The sequence below is a fragment of the Caenimonas sedimenti genome, assembly GCF_007833165.1.
GTDB classification, from domain to species: domain Bacteria; phylum Pseudomonadota; class Gammaproteobacteria; order Burkholderiales; family Burkholderiaceae_C; genus Ramlibacter; species Ramlibacter sedimenti.
In genome coordinates this window covers 73,428-90,815 of record NZ_VOBQ01000020.1, presented here as the reverse complement: position 1 = coordinate 90,815, position 17,388 = coordinate 73,428, and the positions used below count along the sequence as shown (strand labels likewise).

Below are 17,388 nucleotides of genomic sequence, written 5' to 3'. Positions count from 1 at the left end.
TTTACGTTCGTTGGGAAAGCTTTGAAACTCCTCACCGCCGCGGTGGCCGTGTTGGCAGCCGCGCTTCTCTGCGGCTGTTCGGCCATTGGCCCGACCCATCCGGTCCCTCCGGGGACGCCGGTCGCGCAAACGCCGTGGGCGACCGCCGGCGCGCGGTACGGTTCTGAATGGGCCCACTTCAAGCTGCCCGGCAAGCGCGGAGTCGACTTCCGCTACGTGCGCAACGAGGGGCGCGATGCCGTGGCGGCGACTTCGGTGTCGGCGGCCAGCATGCTGCGCAAGCCCGTGCGCATCGAAGCCCACGACCTGGGAAGCGTCCGCTTCTCATGGAAGGTTCCGGAACTGATCGCGCAAGCCGACCTGGCGCTGCGCGACCTGGCGGACTCCCCCGTCCGCATTGTTCTCGCCTTCGAAGGCGACCGGTCGCGGTTCTCCATGCGTGACGCAATGACGGCGGAGCTGGCGTATACCCTGACCGGCGAGACGATGCCGTACGCCACGCTGATGTACGTGTGGTGCAACGTGCGGCCACCGGGCACCGTGATCCGCAGCCCGCGGACGGACCGCATCCGAAAGCTCGTTGTCGAATCGGGTTCAGCCAACCTCAATCGCTGGCTGGACTACGAGCGGGACATCCGGGCCGACTACATGCAGGCTTTCGGGGAGCCGCCGGGCGCACTGGTCGGGATCGCCATCATGACGGACAGCGACAACACCCGGACCCGCACGCGTGCCTGGTATGGGCCGGCCAGGCTGGTGCCGTCGGCCGCATTCGTGCCTTCGGCGCACTGATGCCGCGCCCTGCGCGCCGTGTCACATCGGCGTCTGGGGAAACCCCTTTTGACCCCCTGGCACGGCTGCTGCATAGTCGTCGTTCTTTTCAATCCAGAGGGTTCCCATGAATTTTCGATACGCACTGTTGGCGGCCGCGGCCGCTGCGGCGCTGGCGGCTGCGCCCGCCGTGCAAGCCAAGCCGTTCAAGTGGACCAGCGCCAGCGACATCCCCACGCTGGACATCCATTCGCAGAACAACGCGCTTGGCAACGGCGTCCACGCATCGGTGTACGACGCCCTGGTCTACTACAACAGCCAGACCTTCAAGCCCGAAGGCCAGTTGGCCACCAGCTGGCGTGAAGTCACCCCCACACAGGTGCGCTTCACCCTGCGCTCGGGCGTGAAATTCAGCGACGGCACGGCACTCAACGCGGACGACGTGGTCTATTCGATCATGCGCGCCATGGCCAAGTCGTCGAACTACCATGTGTACACGCAGGGCATCGACAAGGTCGTGAAGGTCAACGACAACACCGTCGACTTCATGATGAAGGGCCCGAACCCGGTGCTGCTGAACCAGCTGACCGAGCTGCGCATCATGAGCAAGGCCTGGGCCGAGAAGAACAAGTCCGTCGAGCCCAAGGACATCCGCACCAAGGACGAGACTTTCGCGCACCGCAACGCGATGGGCACCGGCCAGTTCATGGTCAAGGAATGGAAGCCCGACGAGAAGCTGCACCTGGTGCGCAATCCCAATTACTGGGGCAAGGTCGACAGCAACGTCACCGAGATCATCTACACGCCGATCAAGTCCGAAGCCACGCGTGTCGCGGCCCTGCTTTCCGGCGAGGTCGACTTCCTGCTCGATCCGAGCCCGAACGACCTGGCCCGCCTGCGCGCCGGCGCCAACCTGAAGGTGATGGACGGCGTCGAGAACCGCACCATCTTCTTCGGCATGGACCAGTTCCGGGATGAACTGCCCGGCTCCAACGTGAAGGGCAAGAACCCGCTCAAGGACGTGAAGGTGCGCCGCGCGCTGTACCAGGCCATCGACAGCGACAGCATCCACAAGGTGACGATGCGCGGCCTGAGCCAGCCCACCGGGACCATCGTGGCACCGCAGGTCGCCGGCTGGACGGAGGCGGTGCACAAGCGCTTCCCGTACGACCCGGAAGCTTCCAAGAAGCTGTTGGCCGAGGCCGGCTATCCGCAGGGCTTCGAAGTCGACTTCGCCTGCCCGAACAACCGCTACATCAACGACGAGGAAATCTGCCAGGCCGTGACCGCGATGTGGTCGCGCATCGGCGTCAAGGCCAAGCTGCGCACGCTGCCCCTGGTGACCTACTTCCCGATGATCCAGCGCCACGAGGCCAGCATCTACATGCTGGGCTGGGGCGTGCCGACCTTCGACGCGTTGTACAGCCTGCAGTCGCTCACCCGCAGCATGGTGGCCGGCACGGGCGATGGCAACTACAACGTGGGCCGGTACAGCAACCCGCGCATGGACGTCATCGTCGACCGCATCAAGGTCGAGACCGACCTGCCGGTGCGCAACCGCTTCCTCACGGAAGGCCTGCAACTGAGCAATGACACCGTCTCGCACATCCCGATCCACAACCAGATCATCCCCTGGGCGATGAAAAAGAACGTGGAAGTGGTGCACCGCGCGGACAACCGCCTCGACTGGCGCCTGATCAAGGTGAATTGAGCATGGACGGGGGTTTTCTTTAAGTCTAAAGAAAACCCCCATTCCGGCACGGCACTTGCTCTGCTAGCATCGGCCGCTCCCAAGTTGCCTATACATGTTCGCTTTCATCCTGCGCCGTCTGATCCAGGCCGTGATCGTCATGGTCACGGTCGCCTTCATCGCCTTCCTGCTGTTCCAGTACGTCGGCGACCCGGTCGTGTTCCTGCTGGGCCAGGACGCCACCCCGCAACAGATTCGTGAGCTGCGCGCCGACCTCGGGCTCGACAAGCCGTTCTTCGTGCAGTTCTGGCATTTCCTGGCGAATGCCTCCCAGGGTGAATTCGGCCTGAGCCTGCGCCAGGGCGCCAAGGTCTCGCGCCTGATTGCCGAACGCTTCCCCGCCACCCTCGAACTCTCGCTCGTCGCCGCCTTGCTGGCGCTCATGATCGGCATCCCGATGGGTGTGTATGCGGCGCTGCGCCGCGGCACCTTCATGAGCCAGGTGTTCATGACGATTTCCTTGCTCGGCGTCTCGCTGCCCACCTTCCTGATCGGCATCCTGCTGATCCTGGTGTTCGCGGTGTCCCTGGGCTGGTTCCCGAGTTTCGGCCGCGGCGACACCGTGAAGATGGGCTGGTGGACTTCCGGCCTGCTCACGCCCAAAGGCTGGCACCACATCGTGCTGCCGGCGCTCACGCTCGCGATCTTCCAGCTCACGCTCATCATGCGGCTGGTCCGCGCCGAGATGCTCGAGGTCCTGCGCACGGACTACATCAAGTTCGCACGCGCCCGCGGCCTGTCGAACCGTTCCATCCATTTCGGCCATGCCCTGAAGAACACGCTCGTGCCGGTGATGACCATCACGGGCCTGCAACTCGGCGGACTGATCGCCTTCGCGATCATCACGGAGACGGTGTTCCAGTGGCCCGGCATGGGCCTGCTGTTCATCCAGGCGGTGACGTTCGCCGACATCCCGGTGATGGCGGCCTACCTGTGCCTGATCGCGCTGATCTTCGTGATCATCAACCTGGTCGTCGACCTGCTCTATTTCGCCGTCGATCCGCGCCTGCGCGTCGGCAAGGTCGGAGGGCACTGATGCTCGCACCCGCCGCTCCCTCGCGCCTGATGGCCCATGGCCGGGCGTTCTCGCACATCGCGCAGTTCCATCCGGAATTGACGGCGCTCCGGCGCGACCTGCACGCGCATCCGGAACTCGGCTTCGAAGAGGTCTACACCGCCGCGCGCGTCCAGGAAGCGCTGCGGCTGTGCGGCGTCGACGAGATCCATACCGGCATCGGCAAGACGGGCGTGGTGGGCATCATCCGCGGCCGGGGCCAGGCCTCGGGCCGGATGATCGGCTTGCGCGCCGACATGGACGCGCTCACCATGACCGAGCACAACGACTTCCCCTGGAAGTCGACCAAGACTGGAATGATGCACGGCTGCGGCCACGACGGCCACACCACCATGCTGGTCGGCGCCGCGCGCTACCTGGCTGAAACCCGCAACTTCGACGGCACCGCCGTCCTGATCTTCCAGCCGGGCGAGGAAGGCTTCGCCGGAGCCAAGGCCATGATCGAGGACGGCCTGTTCCAGCGCTTCCCCGTTGAATCCGTCTATGGCATGCACAACTGGCCCGGCCTGAAGCCCGGCACGGTCGGGATCATCCCCGGGCCCATGATGGCGGCGGCGGACCGGTTCACCATCGAAGTCACCGGCAAGGGCGGCCACGGCGCGCATGCCTACCTGGCCGTCGACCCGGTGCTGGTGTCCGCGCACATCATCACCGCCATCCAGAGCATCGTGTCGCGCAACGTCAAGCCCATCGACGGCGCGGTCGTCAGCGTGTGCGCCATGCAAGCCGGCGACCTGCATGCCATGAGCGTCATTCCCGGCAAAGCCACGCTGGTCGGCACCGCGCGCACCTTCCGGCCCGAGGTGCAGGCGCTGGTCGAGCGGCGCCTGAACGAGTTGTGCAGCGCGGTCGCACTCGGCTTCGGGGCCACGGCCAGCGTCCACTATGAGCGCATCTATCCGGCGACCGTGAACTCCGAACGCGAAGCCGAATTCGTGGCCGACGTCGCGGAAACGCTGGTGGGCGTGGAGCACGTGGTCCGCGACATGGAGCCCAGCATGGGCGCCGAGGACTTCTCCTTCATGCTGCAGGCGAAGCCGGGTGCCTACATGCGCATCGGCCAGGGCGGCGAGGGCAGCTGCATGCTGCACAACAGCCGCTACGACTTCAACGACGACATCCTTCCCCTGGGCGCGGCCATCCATGCCAGCCTGGTGGAGCAATCCATGCCGTTCGCCGCGGGCTGAGGCCTCGGCGCGCAATCTCCGTTTTGTCCAGACGTCCCACTCAACAAGGAGTTTCCCGATGAAATTCAAGACCCACCTGATCGCCGCCGCCGCGCTTTGCGCGGCCGCCGTGTCCGTCCAGGCGCAGACGGTCCGCATCGCCAACCAGGGTGACTCGCTCTCGATGGACCCGCACTCGCTGAACGAGTCGCTGCAGCTGTCCGTCACCGGAAATGTGTACGAAGCCCTCGTGGGCCGCAACAAGGACCTGAGCGTCGCCCCCGGCCTCGCCACCTCGTGGAAGCAGACCTCGCCCACCGTATGGCGCTTCGAGCTGCGCAAGGGCGTGCTGTTCCATGACGGCACCCCCTTCACCGCCGACGACGTCGTCTTCTCGTTCGCCCGCACGCAGGTCGACGGCTCCGACATGAAGTCGTACACCAACGACTTCAAGGAAGTCCGCAAGATCAACGACCACACGGTCGAGATCGAGACCAAGGCGCCGTTCCCCATCCTGCCGGACGTCATCTCGCTCGTGTACATCATGAGCAAGAAGTGGTGCGAGACCAACCAGGCCACGCGCCCGGTGGACCGCCGCAAGGGCGTGGAGAACGCCGCATCGTTCCGCGCCAACGGCACCGGACCCTACCGCCTGCGCGAGCGCCAGCCCAACGTGCGCACCACCTTCATCCGCAACGGTGCCTACTGGGGCAAGATCGACGGCAACGTCCAGGAAGTCGTGTTCACGCCCATCGGCAACGACGCCACCCGTGTCGCCGCGCTGCTGTCCGGCGAGATCGACGTGATGGAGCCGGTGCCCGTGCAGGACATCGACAAGGTCAATGGCTCCGCCAACGCCAAGGTCCTGGTGGCCCCGGAGCTGCGGACCATCTTCCTGGGCATGGACCAGAAGCGCGACGAGCTGCTGTACTCCAGCGTCAAGGGCAAGAACCCCTTCAAGGACAAGCGCGTGCGCCAGGCCTTCTACCAGGCCATCGACATCGAGGGCATCCAGAAGACCGTGATGCGCGGCGCCTCCAAGCCGACGGCGCTGATGGTCGGCCCCGGCATCAACGGCTTCGTCGCGGACATGAACAAGCGGCTGCCGTTCGACCCGGAAGCGTCCAAGAAGCTGCTGGCGGACGCCGGCTATCCGCAGGGCTTCGAAGTGACGATGAACTGCCCCAACGACCGCTACGTCAATGACGCGCGGATCTGCCAGACGGTGGCCGCCAACCTGGCGCGCGTCGGCGTCAAGATCAACCTGGCCGCGGAAACCAAGGGCACTTACTTCCCGAAGATCCTGCGCCGCGACACCAGCTTCTACCTGCTGGGCTGGACGCCGGGCACCTATGACGCGCACAACGCGCTGAATGCCCTGATGGCCTGCGTGGACGACAAGGGCGCCGGCCAGTTCAACCTGGGCGCGTACTGCAATCCCGAGGTGGACAAGCTGACGCGGGCGATCCAGTCCGAGACCGACAAGCCCAAGCGCAACAAGATGATCGTCGATGCCTTCAAGGCGCACGCGGACGACGTCGGCCACCTGCCGCTGCACCAGCAGTCGCTCGCCTGGGGCGTGCAGAAGAACGTCGACCTGGTCCAGCTGGCCGACAACTTCATGCCCTTCAAGTGGATCAGCGTCAAGAAGAGCGGCGCCTGAACCCGTGCCGCGGGGCCCTCTCCGGCTCCGCGGCCTTTCCCGCCTCCCATGAAAAAAATCCTGTTCCGCTGGTTCGACAGTGACGTCGGCTACAGCTTCCGCACGTCGCCGGTGGCGATGGTGGCGGCCTTCATCGCGGCCGTCTGCGTTTTCTGCGCCGCTTTCGCCGACTTCGTCGCGCCGCACAAACCCTTCGACCTGACGACCCTCGAGCTGAGCCATGCGCGGCTGGAGCCGTCGATGAAGGCGCATCCGCTGGCCGACCCCAAGCTGCCCGCGCGCACCTACCTGCTCGGCACCGATGACCAGGGCCGCGACATCCTGTCGACGCTGATGTACGGGGCGCGCGTGTCGCTCGTCGTTGGCGCCGTCTCCGTGCTGCTCTCGGTGATCATCGGCGTGTCGCTCGGCCTGCTCGCGGGCTTCCGCGGCGGCTGGATCGATGGCTTCCTGATGCGGCTGTGCGACGTGATGCTCAGCTTTCCGCCCATCCTCGTGGCCTTGCTGATCGCCGGGGTCGGCCGCGCGATGTTCCCCAATGCGCACGACACCGTGGCCTTCGGCGTGCTGATCCTGGCCATCACGCTCACCGGCTGGGTGCAGTACGCCCGCACGGTACGCGGCTCCACGATGGTGGAGCGCAACAAGGAATACGTGCAGGCCGCGCGTGTCACCGGCGTGGCGCCGTTGCGCATCATGGTGCGTCACGTGCTGCCCAACGTGCTGGGACCGGTGCTGGTGCTGGGCACGATCCAGGTGGCCACGGCCATCATCACCGAAGCCACCTTGTCGTTCCTCGGTGTCGGCGTACCGCCGACCCAACCGTCGCTGGGCACCCTCATCCGGGTGGGCAACGACTATCTCTTCTCCGGCGAGTGGTGGATCACCGTCTGGCCCGGAGTCATGCTGATCCTGATCGCCCTGTCGGTGAACCTGCTGGGCGATTGGCTGCGCGATGCCCTGAACCCCAGGCTGCGCTGATCCCGCCCATTCCATGAGCCTCCTACAAGTCCAGAACCTGATCGTCGAGTTCCCATCGCGCCGCGGCACGCTGCGCGCGCTGGACGACATCTCCTTCGAAATCGCGCCGGGTGAAATCCTGGGCGTCGTCGGCGAGTCCGGCGCCGGCAAATCGCTCACGGGCGCCGCCATCATCGGCCTGCTGGAGCCGCCGGGGCGCATTGGCTCCGGCCAGATCGTGCTGGAAGGCCAGCGCATCGACAACCTGCCTTACGACCAGATGCGCCACATCCGCGGCCGCAAGATCGGCGCGATCTTCCAGGACCCGCTGACCTCGCTGAACCCGCTGTACACCATCGGCCGGCAGCTGACCGAAACGATCCAGGCGCACCTGCCGGTCAGCGACGAGGAAGCCAAGCGCCGCGCCATCGGCCTGCTGGAAGACACCGGCATTCCCGCCGCGGCGGAACGCATCGACCACTTCCCGCACCAGTTCTCCGGCGGCATGCGCCAGCGCGTGGTGATCGCGCTCGCGCTGGCGGCCGAACCCAAGCTGATCGTGGCGGACGAGCCCACCACCGCGCTCGACGTTTCCATCCAGGCGCAGATCATCCAGCTGCTCAAACGAATCTGCAAGGACCGCGGCGCCGCGGTCATGCTGATCACGCACGACATGGGTGTGATCGCCGAAACCTGCGACCGCGTGGCGGTGCTTTACGCCGGGCGCGTGGCCGAGATCGGCCCGGTGCACGAGGTGATCAACCAGCCGGCGCACCCCTACACGCTGGGGCTGATGGCGGCCATCCCCGACATCACGATCGACCGCGAGCGGCTGAACCAGATCGACGGCGCGATGCCGCGGCTGAACGCCATCCCGCCCGGCTGCGCCTACAACCCGCGTTGCCCGCGCGTGTTCGACCGCTGCCTGCGCGACCGGCCCGACCTCCTGCACGCCGGCGCCACGCGCGCGGCCTGCTGGCTGCATGACGCGAACGCGGAGGCCCTGGCATGAGCATGAGCGCGGTCATTCCCGCCCCGGAAGGGACGTCGCTCCCTCTCCCCTCCGGGGAGAGGGTTGGGGTGAGGGGCGCGAGCGTCGAAGCGCCCGCGACCACCAATCCTCCTCTGGTCCAGGCCCGCGATCTTGCCAAGACGTTCGACGTCTCGGCTCCGTGGCTGAACCGCGTGATCGAGCGCAAACCGCGCCAGCTGCTGCACGCCGTGGATGGTGTGAGCTTCGACATCCAGAAGGGCCAGACGCTGGCCCTGGTCGGCGAGTCGGGCTGCGGCAAGAGCACGGTGGCGCGCCTGCTCGTGGGTCTGTACGAACCCACGCGCGGCGGCTTGCAGTTCGACGGCGTCGATGCGCATGCCGCGTTCAAGACGCCGGAAGGCCGCAAGCTGCGCCGGCGCATCCAGATGATCTTCCAGGATCCCTATGCCAGCCTGAACCCGCGCTGGAAGGTGGAAGACATCGTGGGCGAGCCGCTCAAGGAGCACGAGCTGGTGACCGACCCCGCCGAGTTGAAGGCGCGCGTGGGCGAGCTGCTGAAGTCGGTGGGCCTGTCGCCGCTCGACATGGTGAAGTACCCGCACCAGTTCTCGGGCGGCCAGCGCCAGCGCATCTCGATCGCGCGGGCGCTCGCCACCGAGCCGGAATTCCTGGTGTGCGACGAGCCGACCTCCGCGCTCGACGTGAGCGTGCAGGCGCAAGTGCTGAACATCATGAAGGACCTGCAGCGCGAGCGGGGCCTCACCTACCTGTTCATCTCGCACAACCTGGCCGTGGTGCGCCACGTGAGCGACCAGGTCGGCGTGATGTACCTGGGCCGGCTGGTCGAAGTGGCCGGCAAGCACCAGCTGTTCGGCAACCCGCGGCACCCCTACACGCGCATGCTGCTGGACGCCATCCCGAAGATGCACGACACCGGCCGCTCGCGAACGCCGGTCTCCGGCGAGGTGCCCAACCCCTTGAACCCGCCGCCCGGCTGCGCCTTCAATCCGCGCTGCCCGCACGCCAATGAGCGCTGCCGCACCGAGCGGCCCAGCCTGCTGCCGATCCAGGGCATTCGTGTGGCTTGCCACGCGGTGGAAGAGGGGCGGATCTAGTTTCTGGGTCCCCGCCTGCGCGGGGATGGCGGTCCTACGCGTAGCGCTTGGACCGCAAATTGTTCTTCATCTCACGCAGCAACGGCTGCAGCCGAGCGCCCCCGATGCGCAGTGCCACGGTGGTCGCCAGCACGTCCACGATCATCAGGTGCAGCAGGCGCGAGACCATCGGGCTGTAGCGGTCATACCCTTCCGGATGATCGGCCGCCAGGTGGATCTGGCCGGACCCCGCCAGCGGTGAACCGGTCGCGGTGATGGCGATGGTGGTGGCGCCGTTGCGCCGCGCGATGTCGCAGGCATCCATCAGGTCGCGCGTGCGGCCGGAATTGGAGATGATCACCGCGCAGTCGCCCGGCCCGAGCAGGGTGGCGCCCATCACCTGCATGTGGCCGTCGCTGTAGGCGATGGTGTTGACGCCCAGCCGGAAGAATTTGTGCTGCGCGTCCTGCGCGACGATGCCGGAGTTGCCCGCGCCATAGAACTCGATGCGCCGCCCGGTCTTGTGCGTGGCCGCCAGCGCTTCGACGGCCCGTTCGATCGCCAATGTCGACGCGTCGTTGCGGTACTTGAGGAAGGCGGCGACGGCGTTGTCGATCACTTTCACCAGCACGTCACCGGTCTTGTCGTCGGCATCGACGCTGCGGTGGATGAAGGGCACACCCTCGCTCACGCTCCCCGCGAGCTTCAGCTTGAAATCCGACAGGCCATCGTAGCCCACGCTGCGGCAGAAGCGCACGACCGTGGGCTTGCTCACGTGCGCGCGGTCCGCCAGTTCGCTCACCGGCAGGTTGGCGAAGGCACGCGGGTCCCCGAGCACCAGCCGCGCGACGCGCTGCTCGGCGGGGGCAAGCGAAGGCAGGGAAGCCTTGATCCGATCCAACATGTCAGCGAGCCAGCAGCCAAAGCGCGGGCCACCGCGGAACCGGCTTTGCCGGGCCGCTGGTGGCGCCCCCCTGGGGGGGAGGCGCCGCAGGCGCTTCGGGGGGGGTCAACATTCTTCACTCCAGCAGTAGCCGTCGCGGGCGATCATCGCGCTCGAGGCGCTGGGTCCCCAGGTGCCGGACGCATAAGGGCGCGGTCCGCGCGCGTCGGCGCGCCAGTGTTCCATGATGGGTTCGACCCAGCGCCAGGCCTCTTCCTGCTCGTCGCTGCGCACGAACAGGTTCAGCCGGCCATCGATGACGTCGAGGAGCAGGCGTTCGTAGGCGCCCACGCGTTCGGAACCGAAACGCTTGTCGAAGTCCAGGTCCAGTTGCACCGGCGCCAGCGCCTGGCCATTGCGGCGGTTCTCCTGGCCTTGGGCCAGCAGGTGCAGTTGCAGCCCGTCGCGGGGCTGCAGGTTGATGACCAGGCGGTTGACGCTGCCCGGCGGCGCGCTGAAGATCGCGTGCGGCGCGGGCCGGAAGTTCACCACGATGTGGGCGTCCCGGGCGGCCAGGCGCTTGCCCGTGCGGATGTAGAACGGCACGCCGGCCCAGCGCCAGTTGGCGATCTCGGCGCGCAGCGCCACGAAGGTTTCCGTCGTGCTGTCGGCCGCCACCCCCGGCTCGTCGCGATAGCCCGGCGCGGCCGCGCCGTTGACGTTCCCGGCCGCGTACTGGCCACGCACCACATGCTGGTCGAGCGTGGTCGGTGTCCAGGGCTTGAGCGAACGCAGCACCTTCAGCTTCTCATCGCGGATCGCGTCGGCATGCGCGTTAATCGGCGGCTCCATGCCGATGGCGCAGAGCAGTTGCAGCGCGTGGTTCTGCACCATGTCGCGCAGGGCGCCGGTGCTGTCATAGAACGCGCCGCGCTTTTCCACGCCCAGTTCCTCGGCGATGGTGATCTGGATGTTGGCGACGTTCTCGCGCCGCCACAGCGGCTCGAACAAGGCGTTGCCGAACCGCATGGCGAACAGGTTCTGCACCGCCGGCTTGCCCAGGTAGTGGTCGATCCGGAAGATCTGCTTTTCGCTGAGGACGGCGCGCACGCTCTGGTTGATGGCGCGGTTGGACGCGAGGTCATGGCCCAGGGGCTTTTCCAGCACCAGCCGGACATTCGGCCCGTTGAGCCCGGCGGCGGCGAGCTGTTCGCAGGCCACGGTGAAGAGCGCAGGCGCAGTCGCGAGGTACATCACGACAGTGTCGGCGCCGCGCTCGTGCAACAGGCCGGCCAGCCGGTCGTAGTCCTGCGGCCTCGACAGGTCCATGCGCAGGAAATGCAGCAGTTCGGCGAAACGGGCGAACTCGTCGGGCGATGGACGCTTGGCCAGGTCAACTTCGTCGAAGCGGGCCTGGATGAGCGTCCGGTACTGGGCGTCGCTCAGGTCATCGCGCGCCACGCCGATGATGCGCCCCCCGGCGGGCAGCGTGCCATGGCGGAAGGCCTGGAACAGCGCGGGCATCAGCTTGCGCCAGGCCAGGTCGCCGGTGCCACCGAACAGGACAAGATCAAAACTCATGGGGTGGGGCGGAGGTTTCGACGCGCCTAATGTAACTTAGTTTCATCTCGAGGTCGCCGGCGAGGTAACACCCCGTGTTTACCCCAGCGGAGACGATTGCAGGCTCCGGCTATGCTGAAAGCGTAATTCTGTTACTGGAGCGGGAACCATGAAGCAACTCGTGCTGGGCGGCGTGTTCGCCCTGCTTTCCGGGCACGCCGCCGCGCAGGCTCAAGTCAACATCATCTGCTCCGTGCAGGCCGAATGGTGCAACCTGATGTCCACGGTGTACTCGCGCACCACGGGCACCAAGGTGAACATGACGGCCAAGGGTTCAGGCGAAGCGCTGGCCCAGCTGAACGCCGAGAAAGCCAACCCCAAGACGGACATCTGGTTCGGCGGCACGGGCGATCCGCACCTGCAGGCGGCCGAACAGGGGCTGACCCTGGAGTACAAATCCGAACAGATCGCCCAGCTGCATCCCTGGGCGCAGAAGCAGGCCGCCGACTCCAAGTACCGGACAGTCGGGGTCTACCTGGGCCCGCTGGGCTTCGGCTTCAACAAGGAGCTGCTGGCCAAGAAGAAGGCGGCCGAGCCGAAGTCGTGGGCCGACCTGCTCAAGCCCGAATTCAAGGGCGAGGTCCAGATGGCGAACCCGGCCTCGAGCGGCACGGCCTACACCATGATCGCGACGCTGGTGCAGCTGATGGGGGAAGACAAGGCCTTCGACTACATGAAGAAGCTGCACCCCAACATCAGCACCTACACGCGCTCGGGCACGGCGCCGGTCAAGGCGGCGGCGCGGGGCGAAACCACGGTGTCCATCAGCTTCGTGCACGACGTCACCACGGAGGCGGTCACCGGGTTCCCGGTCGGATCCGCCACGCCGTCCGAGGGCACCGGCGCCGAGATCGGCTCCATGAGCATCGTGAAAGGCGGCCCCAACACCGAGGCCGCCAAGAAATTCTACGAATGGGCGCTGACCCCCGGCGGCCAGCAGTTCGGGCTGGCCGCCAAGCAGTTCCAGCTGCCCAGCAACACCAAGGTGCCCAAGGACCCGCGCATGACGGACCCGGCCAAGATCAAACTGATCGACTACGACTACGCGAAGTACGGCGCCAGCGCGGAGCGGCGCCGGCTGATCGCGAAGTGGGAGAAGGAAGTCCAGAACCAGGGCCGCTGAGACCGGTCATCGGCTCATGAATCATCCCGCCAACCGGGCCCTCTGGGCGTGGGTCGCGCTCGGCCTGCTGGCCTACGTCGTGCTGCCCTGGTACGCGATCCAGGACGGCAATGGCCTGGGCCGCGTGTTCCAGGTCTTCGGCGACGCGCAGAACGGCAACGGCCTGATGCAGGCGGCCGCCCACGGTCGTCCGTGGCTGTGGCTGGGGTTGGTGGGTCTCGCGATCGCCGCGGCGGGCGCATGGCAGCCGCCGGGCAGGCAGCAGGGGGCTTGGCTGATCGCGGGCGGCGGTTTCGCCCTGAGCGCCCTGTTGCTGACTGGTTTCACCATCGGGGCCAAGGGCTGGGCGTTCGATACCCTGAATTCAGCGGTTGGTGAACTGGGGGCGAAGCAGCCCGGCCTGGGATGGGGCGGGTTCGTCGCCCTGAGCGCGGGCCTCGTGCTCGCTGCCTTCGGGGTCGCGCGCAGGGGGCGCTTCAAGGGCGACCTGTTCGTCGCCGCGGCCGTGCTGGGCTGCGGCGGCCTGCTGGCGCTCTTCATCCTGTTCCCGGTGTTGAAAGCGCTGTCGGCCGCGGTGTTCGACGAGGACGGCCGCGTGGCGTTCAGCGTGCTGTGGCAGCGCATCGCCAGCGACCGCAACTTCGGCCTCGGCTGCGTCACGGGCGGGCCGCGCTGCGGCGTCGCCTGGAACACGCTCTTCCTCGGCCTGCTGACGGCGGCGAGCACCACGGTGCTGGGAACCCTGATGGCGCTGATGGCGGAGCGCTCGTCGCGGCGCTTCGCCCGGCCGCTCAACATCATCGCGATGCTGCCCATCATCACGCCGCCCTTCGTGGTGGGCCTGGGCCTGATCCTGCTGTTCGGCCGCGCGGGCATCGCCAACCAGTTCCTCGAATACGCGTTCGGCATCACGCCCACACGCTGGTTCTATGGCTGGTTCGGCGTCTGGATCGCACAGACCTTCGCGTTCACACCCATCGCCTTCATGATCATGCGCGGCGTGGTCCAGGGCGTCGCGCCCAGCCTGGAAGAGGCGGCGCAGACCCTGCGGGCGAACGCGCAACAGACCTTCATGACCGTGACGCTGCCCTTGCTCAAGCCGGGCCTGGCAAACGCGTTCCTGGTCGGCTTCATCGAGAGCATGGCCGACTTCGGCAACCCCATCGTGGTGGGTGGGCAGTTCTCCGTGTTGTCGACGGAGATCTTCTTCGCCATCGTCGGCGCGCAGTACGACCAGGGTCGTGCCGCTTCGCTGGCCTGGCTGCTCACCCTCTTCGCGCTGACGGTTTTCGCGATCCAGCGCTGGCTGCTCGGGCGCCAGAACTTCACCACGGTGTCCGGCAAGGGCGACTCGGGGGTGCCGATGCCCCTGCCGGCCAGCGTGCGCCGCCTGGTCAACGGCATTGCCCTGCCGTGGATGGCGTTCACGCTCGTCGTCTACCTGTTCGCCTTCGCCGGCGGCTTCGTCCAGACCTGGGGCCGCGACTACACGCTCACGCTGAATCACTTCAAGACGGCCTTCGCGCTGGAGTGGGGCGCGTTCGGCCTGGTCTGGGCCGGCACCGCCTGGAACTCGTTCTTCACGACCATCAAGCTCGCCGCGATCTCGGCCCCGATGACGGCGACGCTGGGGTTGCTGATCGCCTGGCTGCTGGCCCGCACCGAATTCCGCGGCCAGGGCCTGTTCGAGTTCTCGGCCCTGCTGGCCTTTGCGATCCCGGGCACGGTGCTCGGCGTCAGCTACATCCTGGCGTTCAACGTACCGCCGTTCGAGTTGACGGGCACCGGGCTGATCATCGTGCTGTGCTTCCTGTTCCGCAACCTGCCGGTCGGCGTGCGGGCCGGAACGGCGGCCTTCAAGCAGCTGGACAAGTCACTCGACGAGGCCTCGTTGATGCTGCGCGCTTCCAGCGTGCAGACCCTGCGGCACGTGGTGCTGCCGCTCCTCAAGCCCGCGCTGGTGGCCGCCCTGGTCTACAGCTTCGTGCGGGCCATCACCACGGTGAGCGCGGTGATCTTCCTGGTGACCGCGGAGAACGAGCTGGCCACCACGTACATCATCGGCCGTGTCGGCAACGGCGACTACGGCGTGGCCCTGGCCTATTGCACCGTCCTCATCCTCCTCATGAGCGCGGCGACGGCGCTGATCCAGTTCGTGGTCGGCGAGCGCCGCCTCGGGCGCCGCAGGGCCGCGGCCGCCGGCATCACTGAATTGAGCCAAGCGAAAGCCTGACCATGATCCAACCCACCGAAGCCGGCATCGAATTCCGCGGCGTCACCAAGCGCTATGGCAACGATGCAGCCGGTCCGCTGGCCGTCAAGGGCATCAGCTTCCGTGCCGAGTACGGGACGCTCACCACCATCCTGGGACCGTCCGGCTGCGGCAAGACGACCACGCTGCGCATGATCGCTGGCCTGGAGTCGCCGACTTCCGGCCAGATCCTCATCGCCGGCAAGGACGTCACCACCCTGGGCCCGGCGCAGCGCAACGTCAGCATGATGTTCCAGAGCTATGCGCTGTTCCCGCACATGGACGTGGCGGAGAACGTCATGTATGGCCTCCGCATGTCGGGCATTCCCAAGGAGCAGGCGCGCGAGCGGGCCACCGAGACGCTGCGCAACGTGGGGCTGGTGGGCTTCGACACGCGCCTGCCGAGCGAATTGTCCGGCGGCCAGCAGCAGCGCGTGGCCCTGGCCCGGGCGCTGGTGCTCGAACCGGCGGTGCTGCTGTTCGACGAGCCACTGTCCAACCTCGACGCCCGCCTGCGCCGCGAAATGCGCGAAGAGATCCGCACGCTGCAGCAGCGCCTGAAGCTCACCTTGGCCTACGTGACGCACGACCAGAGCGAAGCGCTGGCCGTCAGCGACCAGATCATCGTGATGGACCACGGTGTCATCGCGCAGGCGGGCACGCCGCAACAGCTCTATGAGACCCCTTCCACCGAGTTTGTCGCCGGCTTCATGGGGGAGGCCATGCTGTTCCCGGCGTCGGCCGACGCGGCCGGGACCGTCAGCCTGGGCCCTTTGCGGATCGAGCCGCGCCAGCCCATGGGTGAAGGCGTCGTGAAGGTCGCGGTGCGGCCGGAAGCGTGGCAGGTCGGCCCACCGGGCACTGGATTGAACGGCCGGCTGGCCAAGGCGGCTTACCTGGGCAGCAACTACGAATACACCTTCGAGACGGAACTGGGGCCCATCTTCGTGGTTTCTGCGGACCTGGCTCGCGTGCTCAACGTGGGCTGTGATGTCGGCCTGCGGCTGGCCGACCATGGGGTGTCGGTCGTTCCGGTTTCGTAACCGCCGCACGCCACGAGCGCGAGAGCGCGGCCGATAATGCGCGCATGAACCAACTCGATGCGCTCAAGCAGTTCACCACCGTCGTCGCCGACACCGGCGACTTCAAGCAACTCGCGCAGTACCGTCCACAGGACGCGACGACCAATCCCTCGCTCATCCTGAAGGCCGTGCAGAAGCCGGAGTACGCACCGCTGCTCGGCGAGACGGTCGAGCGCTTCCGCGCCAAGCCGCTCGACGAGACGATGGACCGCCTGCTGGTGCGCTTCGGCACGGAGATCCTTCGCATCATCCCGGGCCGCGTCTCGACGGAAGTGGATGCGCGCCTGAGCTTCGACGAGGAGGCGACCTACACCCGCGCGGAACGCATCGTCGAGCTGTACGAAGCCGAGGGCGTGCCGATCGATCGCGTCCTCATCAAGGTGGCGGCCACGTGGGAAGGCATCCAGGCGGCGGGCCGGTTGCAGCGGCGCGGCATCAACACCAACCTGACCTTGCTGTTCTCTTTCTGCCAGGCCATCGCGTGCGGCCAGGCCAAGGTGCAATTGATCTCGCCCTTCGTGGGCCGCATCTACGACTGGTACAAGAAGACAGCGGGCAGCAGCTGGGACGAATCCGCAAGAGCCGGTGCCAACGATCCCGGCGTGCAGTCGGTGCGCCAGATCTACGAGTACTACAAGCACTTCGGGATCGCCACCGAAGTCATGGGCGCGAGCTTCCGCAACACCGGGCAGATCCTCGCGCTCGCTGGTTGCGACCTGCTCACCATCAGCCCCGAACTGCTGGCGCAGCTGGCGGCCTCGGAGCAACCCGTCGCGCGCGCGCTGGACGCGGCGGCGGCGCGGTCAGTCGCGCTGGAGCCGGTGAACCATGACGAGGCGAGCTTTCGCTGGGCGTTGAACGAGGATGCCATGGCGACCGAGAAGCTCGCCGAGGGGATCCGGGCTTTCGCGGTGGATGCCGTGAAGCTCGAAAAACTGATGCAGGCGGCCTGAGCC

The 17,388-nt window shown here is 66.9% G+C and carries 14 protein-coding genes; 12 read left to right on the top strand and 2 right to left on the bottom strand.

Going from position 1 to position 17,388, the window contains the following annotated elements:
• The first annotated feature begins 21 nt into the window (after nt 1–21).
• The 8 genes from FN976_RS23600 to FN976_RS23565 all read left to right on the top strand — a co-directional run bounded on the left by FN976_RS23600 (nt 22) and on the right by FN976_RS23565 (nt 9,494).
• Nucleotides 22–792: a DUF3047 domain-containing protein gene (locus tag FN976_RS23600; protein ID WP_255440768.1), complete on the top strand. Its 771-nt coding sequence runs from the start codon at nt 22–24 to the stop codon at nt 790–792.
• A gap of 106 nt (nt 793–898) precedes the next feature.
• Complete coding sequence (locus tag FN976_RS23595; RefSeq protein ID WP_145895536.1) at nt 899–2,482, top strand: ABC transporter substrate-binding protein; 1,584 nt, start codon at nt 899–901, stop codon at nt 2,480–2,482.
• Nucleotides 2,483–2,576: 94 nt separating this feature from the next.
• The gene (locus FN976_RS23590; RefSeq protein ID WP_145895535.1) at nt 2,577–3,557 is read left to right on the top strand and encodes an ABC transporter permease; all 981 of its coding nucleotides are present in this window, start codon (nt 2,577–2,579) and stop codon (nt 3,555–3,557) included.
• Complete coding sequence (locus FN976_RS23585; RefSeq protein ID WP_145895534.1) at nt 3,557–4,783, top strand: M20 aminoacylase family protein; 1,227 nt, start codon at nt 3,557–3,559, stop codon at nt 4,781–4,783. Before FN976_RS23590 ends, FN976_RS23585 begins: the two co-directional genes overlap by 1 nt.
• 58 nt (nt 4,784–4,841) lie before the next feature.
• Nucleotides 4,842–6,425, top strand: coding sequence for an ABC transporter substrate-binding protein (locus FN976_RS23580; RefSeq protein WP_145895533.1), 1,584 nt, complete (start codon nt 4,842–4,844; stop codon nt 6,423–6,425).
• 48 nt (nt 6,426–6,473) lie between these two features.
• Nucleotides 6,474–7,406 (top strand): ABC transporter permease, encoded by a 933-nt coding sequence (locus FN976_RS23575; RefSeq protein WP_145895532.1) that lies wholly within the window; start codon nt 6,474–6,476, stop codon nt 7,404–7,406.
• Nucleotides 7,407–7,419: 13 nt separating this feature from the next.
• Nucleotides 7,420–8,397 (top strand): ABC transporter ATP-binding protein, encoded by a 978-nt coding sequence (locus tag FN976_RS23570; protein ID WP_145895531.1) that lies wholly within the window; start codon nt 7,420–7,422, stop codon nt 8,395–8,397.
• Nucleotides 8,398–8,465: 68 nt separating this feature from the next.
• The gene (locus tag FN976_RS23565) at nt 8,466–9,494 is read left to right on the top strand and encodes an ABC transporter ATP-binding protein (RefSeq protein ID WP_145895530.1); all 1,029 of its coding nucleotides are present in this window, start codon (nt 8,466–8,468) and stop codon (nt 9,492–9,494) included.
• Between the two features lie 34 nt (nt 9,495–9,528).
• On the opposite strand, the gene FN976_RS23560 is transcribed toward FN976_RS23565, so the two are convergent.
• Nucleotides 9,529–10,377: a MurR/RpiR family transcriptional regulator gene (locus FN976_RS23560; protein ID WP_145895529.1), complete on the bottom strand. Its 849-nt coding sequence runs from the start codon at nt 10,375–10,377 to the stop codon at nt 9,529–9,531.
• A 105-nt stretch (nt 10,378–10,482) separates the two neighbouring features.
• Entirely contained in the window at nt 10,483–11,937 is a 1,455-nt protein-coding gene (zwf, locus tag FN976_RS23555) for a glucose-6-phosphate dehydrogenase (protein ID WP_145895528.1), read from the bottom strand.
• A gap of 148 nt (nt 11,938–12,085) precedes the next feature.
• Between zwf and FN976_RS23550 the strand changes: the two genes are divergently transcribed.
• From FN976_RS23550 to tal, 4 genes are read left to right on the top strand one after another with little or no spacing between them, the layout of a single operon-like run.
• Nucleotides 12,086–13,099 (top strand): ABC transporter substrate-binding protein, encoded by a 1,014-nt coding sequence (locus tag FN976_RS23550; protein ID WP_145895527.1) that lies wholly within the window; start codon nt 12,086–12,088, stop codon nt 13,097–13,099.
• A gap of 16 nt (nt 13,100–13,115) precedes the next feature.
• On the top strand, nt 13,116–15,332 hold the full coding sequence (locus FN976_RS23545) for an ABC transporter permease (protein ID WP_145895526.1): 2,217 nt from the start codon (nt 13,116–13,118) through the stop codon (nt 15,330–15,332).
• A 2-nt stretch (nt 15,333–15,334) separates the two neighbouring features.
• Nucleotides 15,335–16,393, top strand: a complete 1,059-nt coding sequence (locus tag FN976_RS23540; protein ID WP_145895525.1) for an ABC transporter ATP-binding protein — start codon at nt 15,335–15,337, stop codon at nt 16,391–16,393.
• Nucleotides 16,394–16,437: 44 nt separating this feature from the next.
• Nucleotides 16,438–17,385 carry a transaldolase gene (gene tal, locus FN976_RS23535; protein ID WP_145895524.1) on the top strand — a complete coding sequence of 316 codons (948 nt, stop codon included), beginning with the start codon at nt 16,438–16,440 and terminating at the stop codon, nt 17,383–17,385.
• Nucleotides 17,386–17,388: the final 3 nt, after the last annotated feature.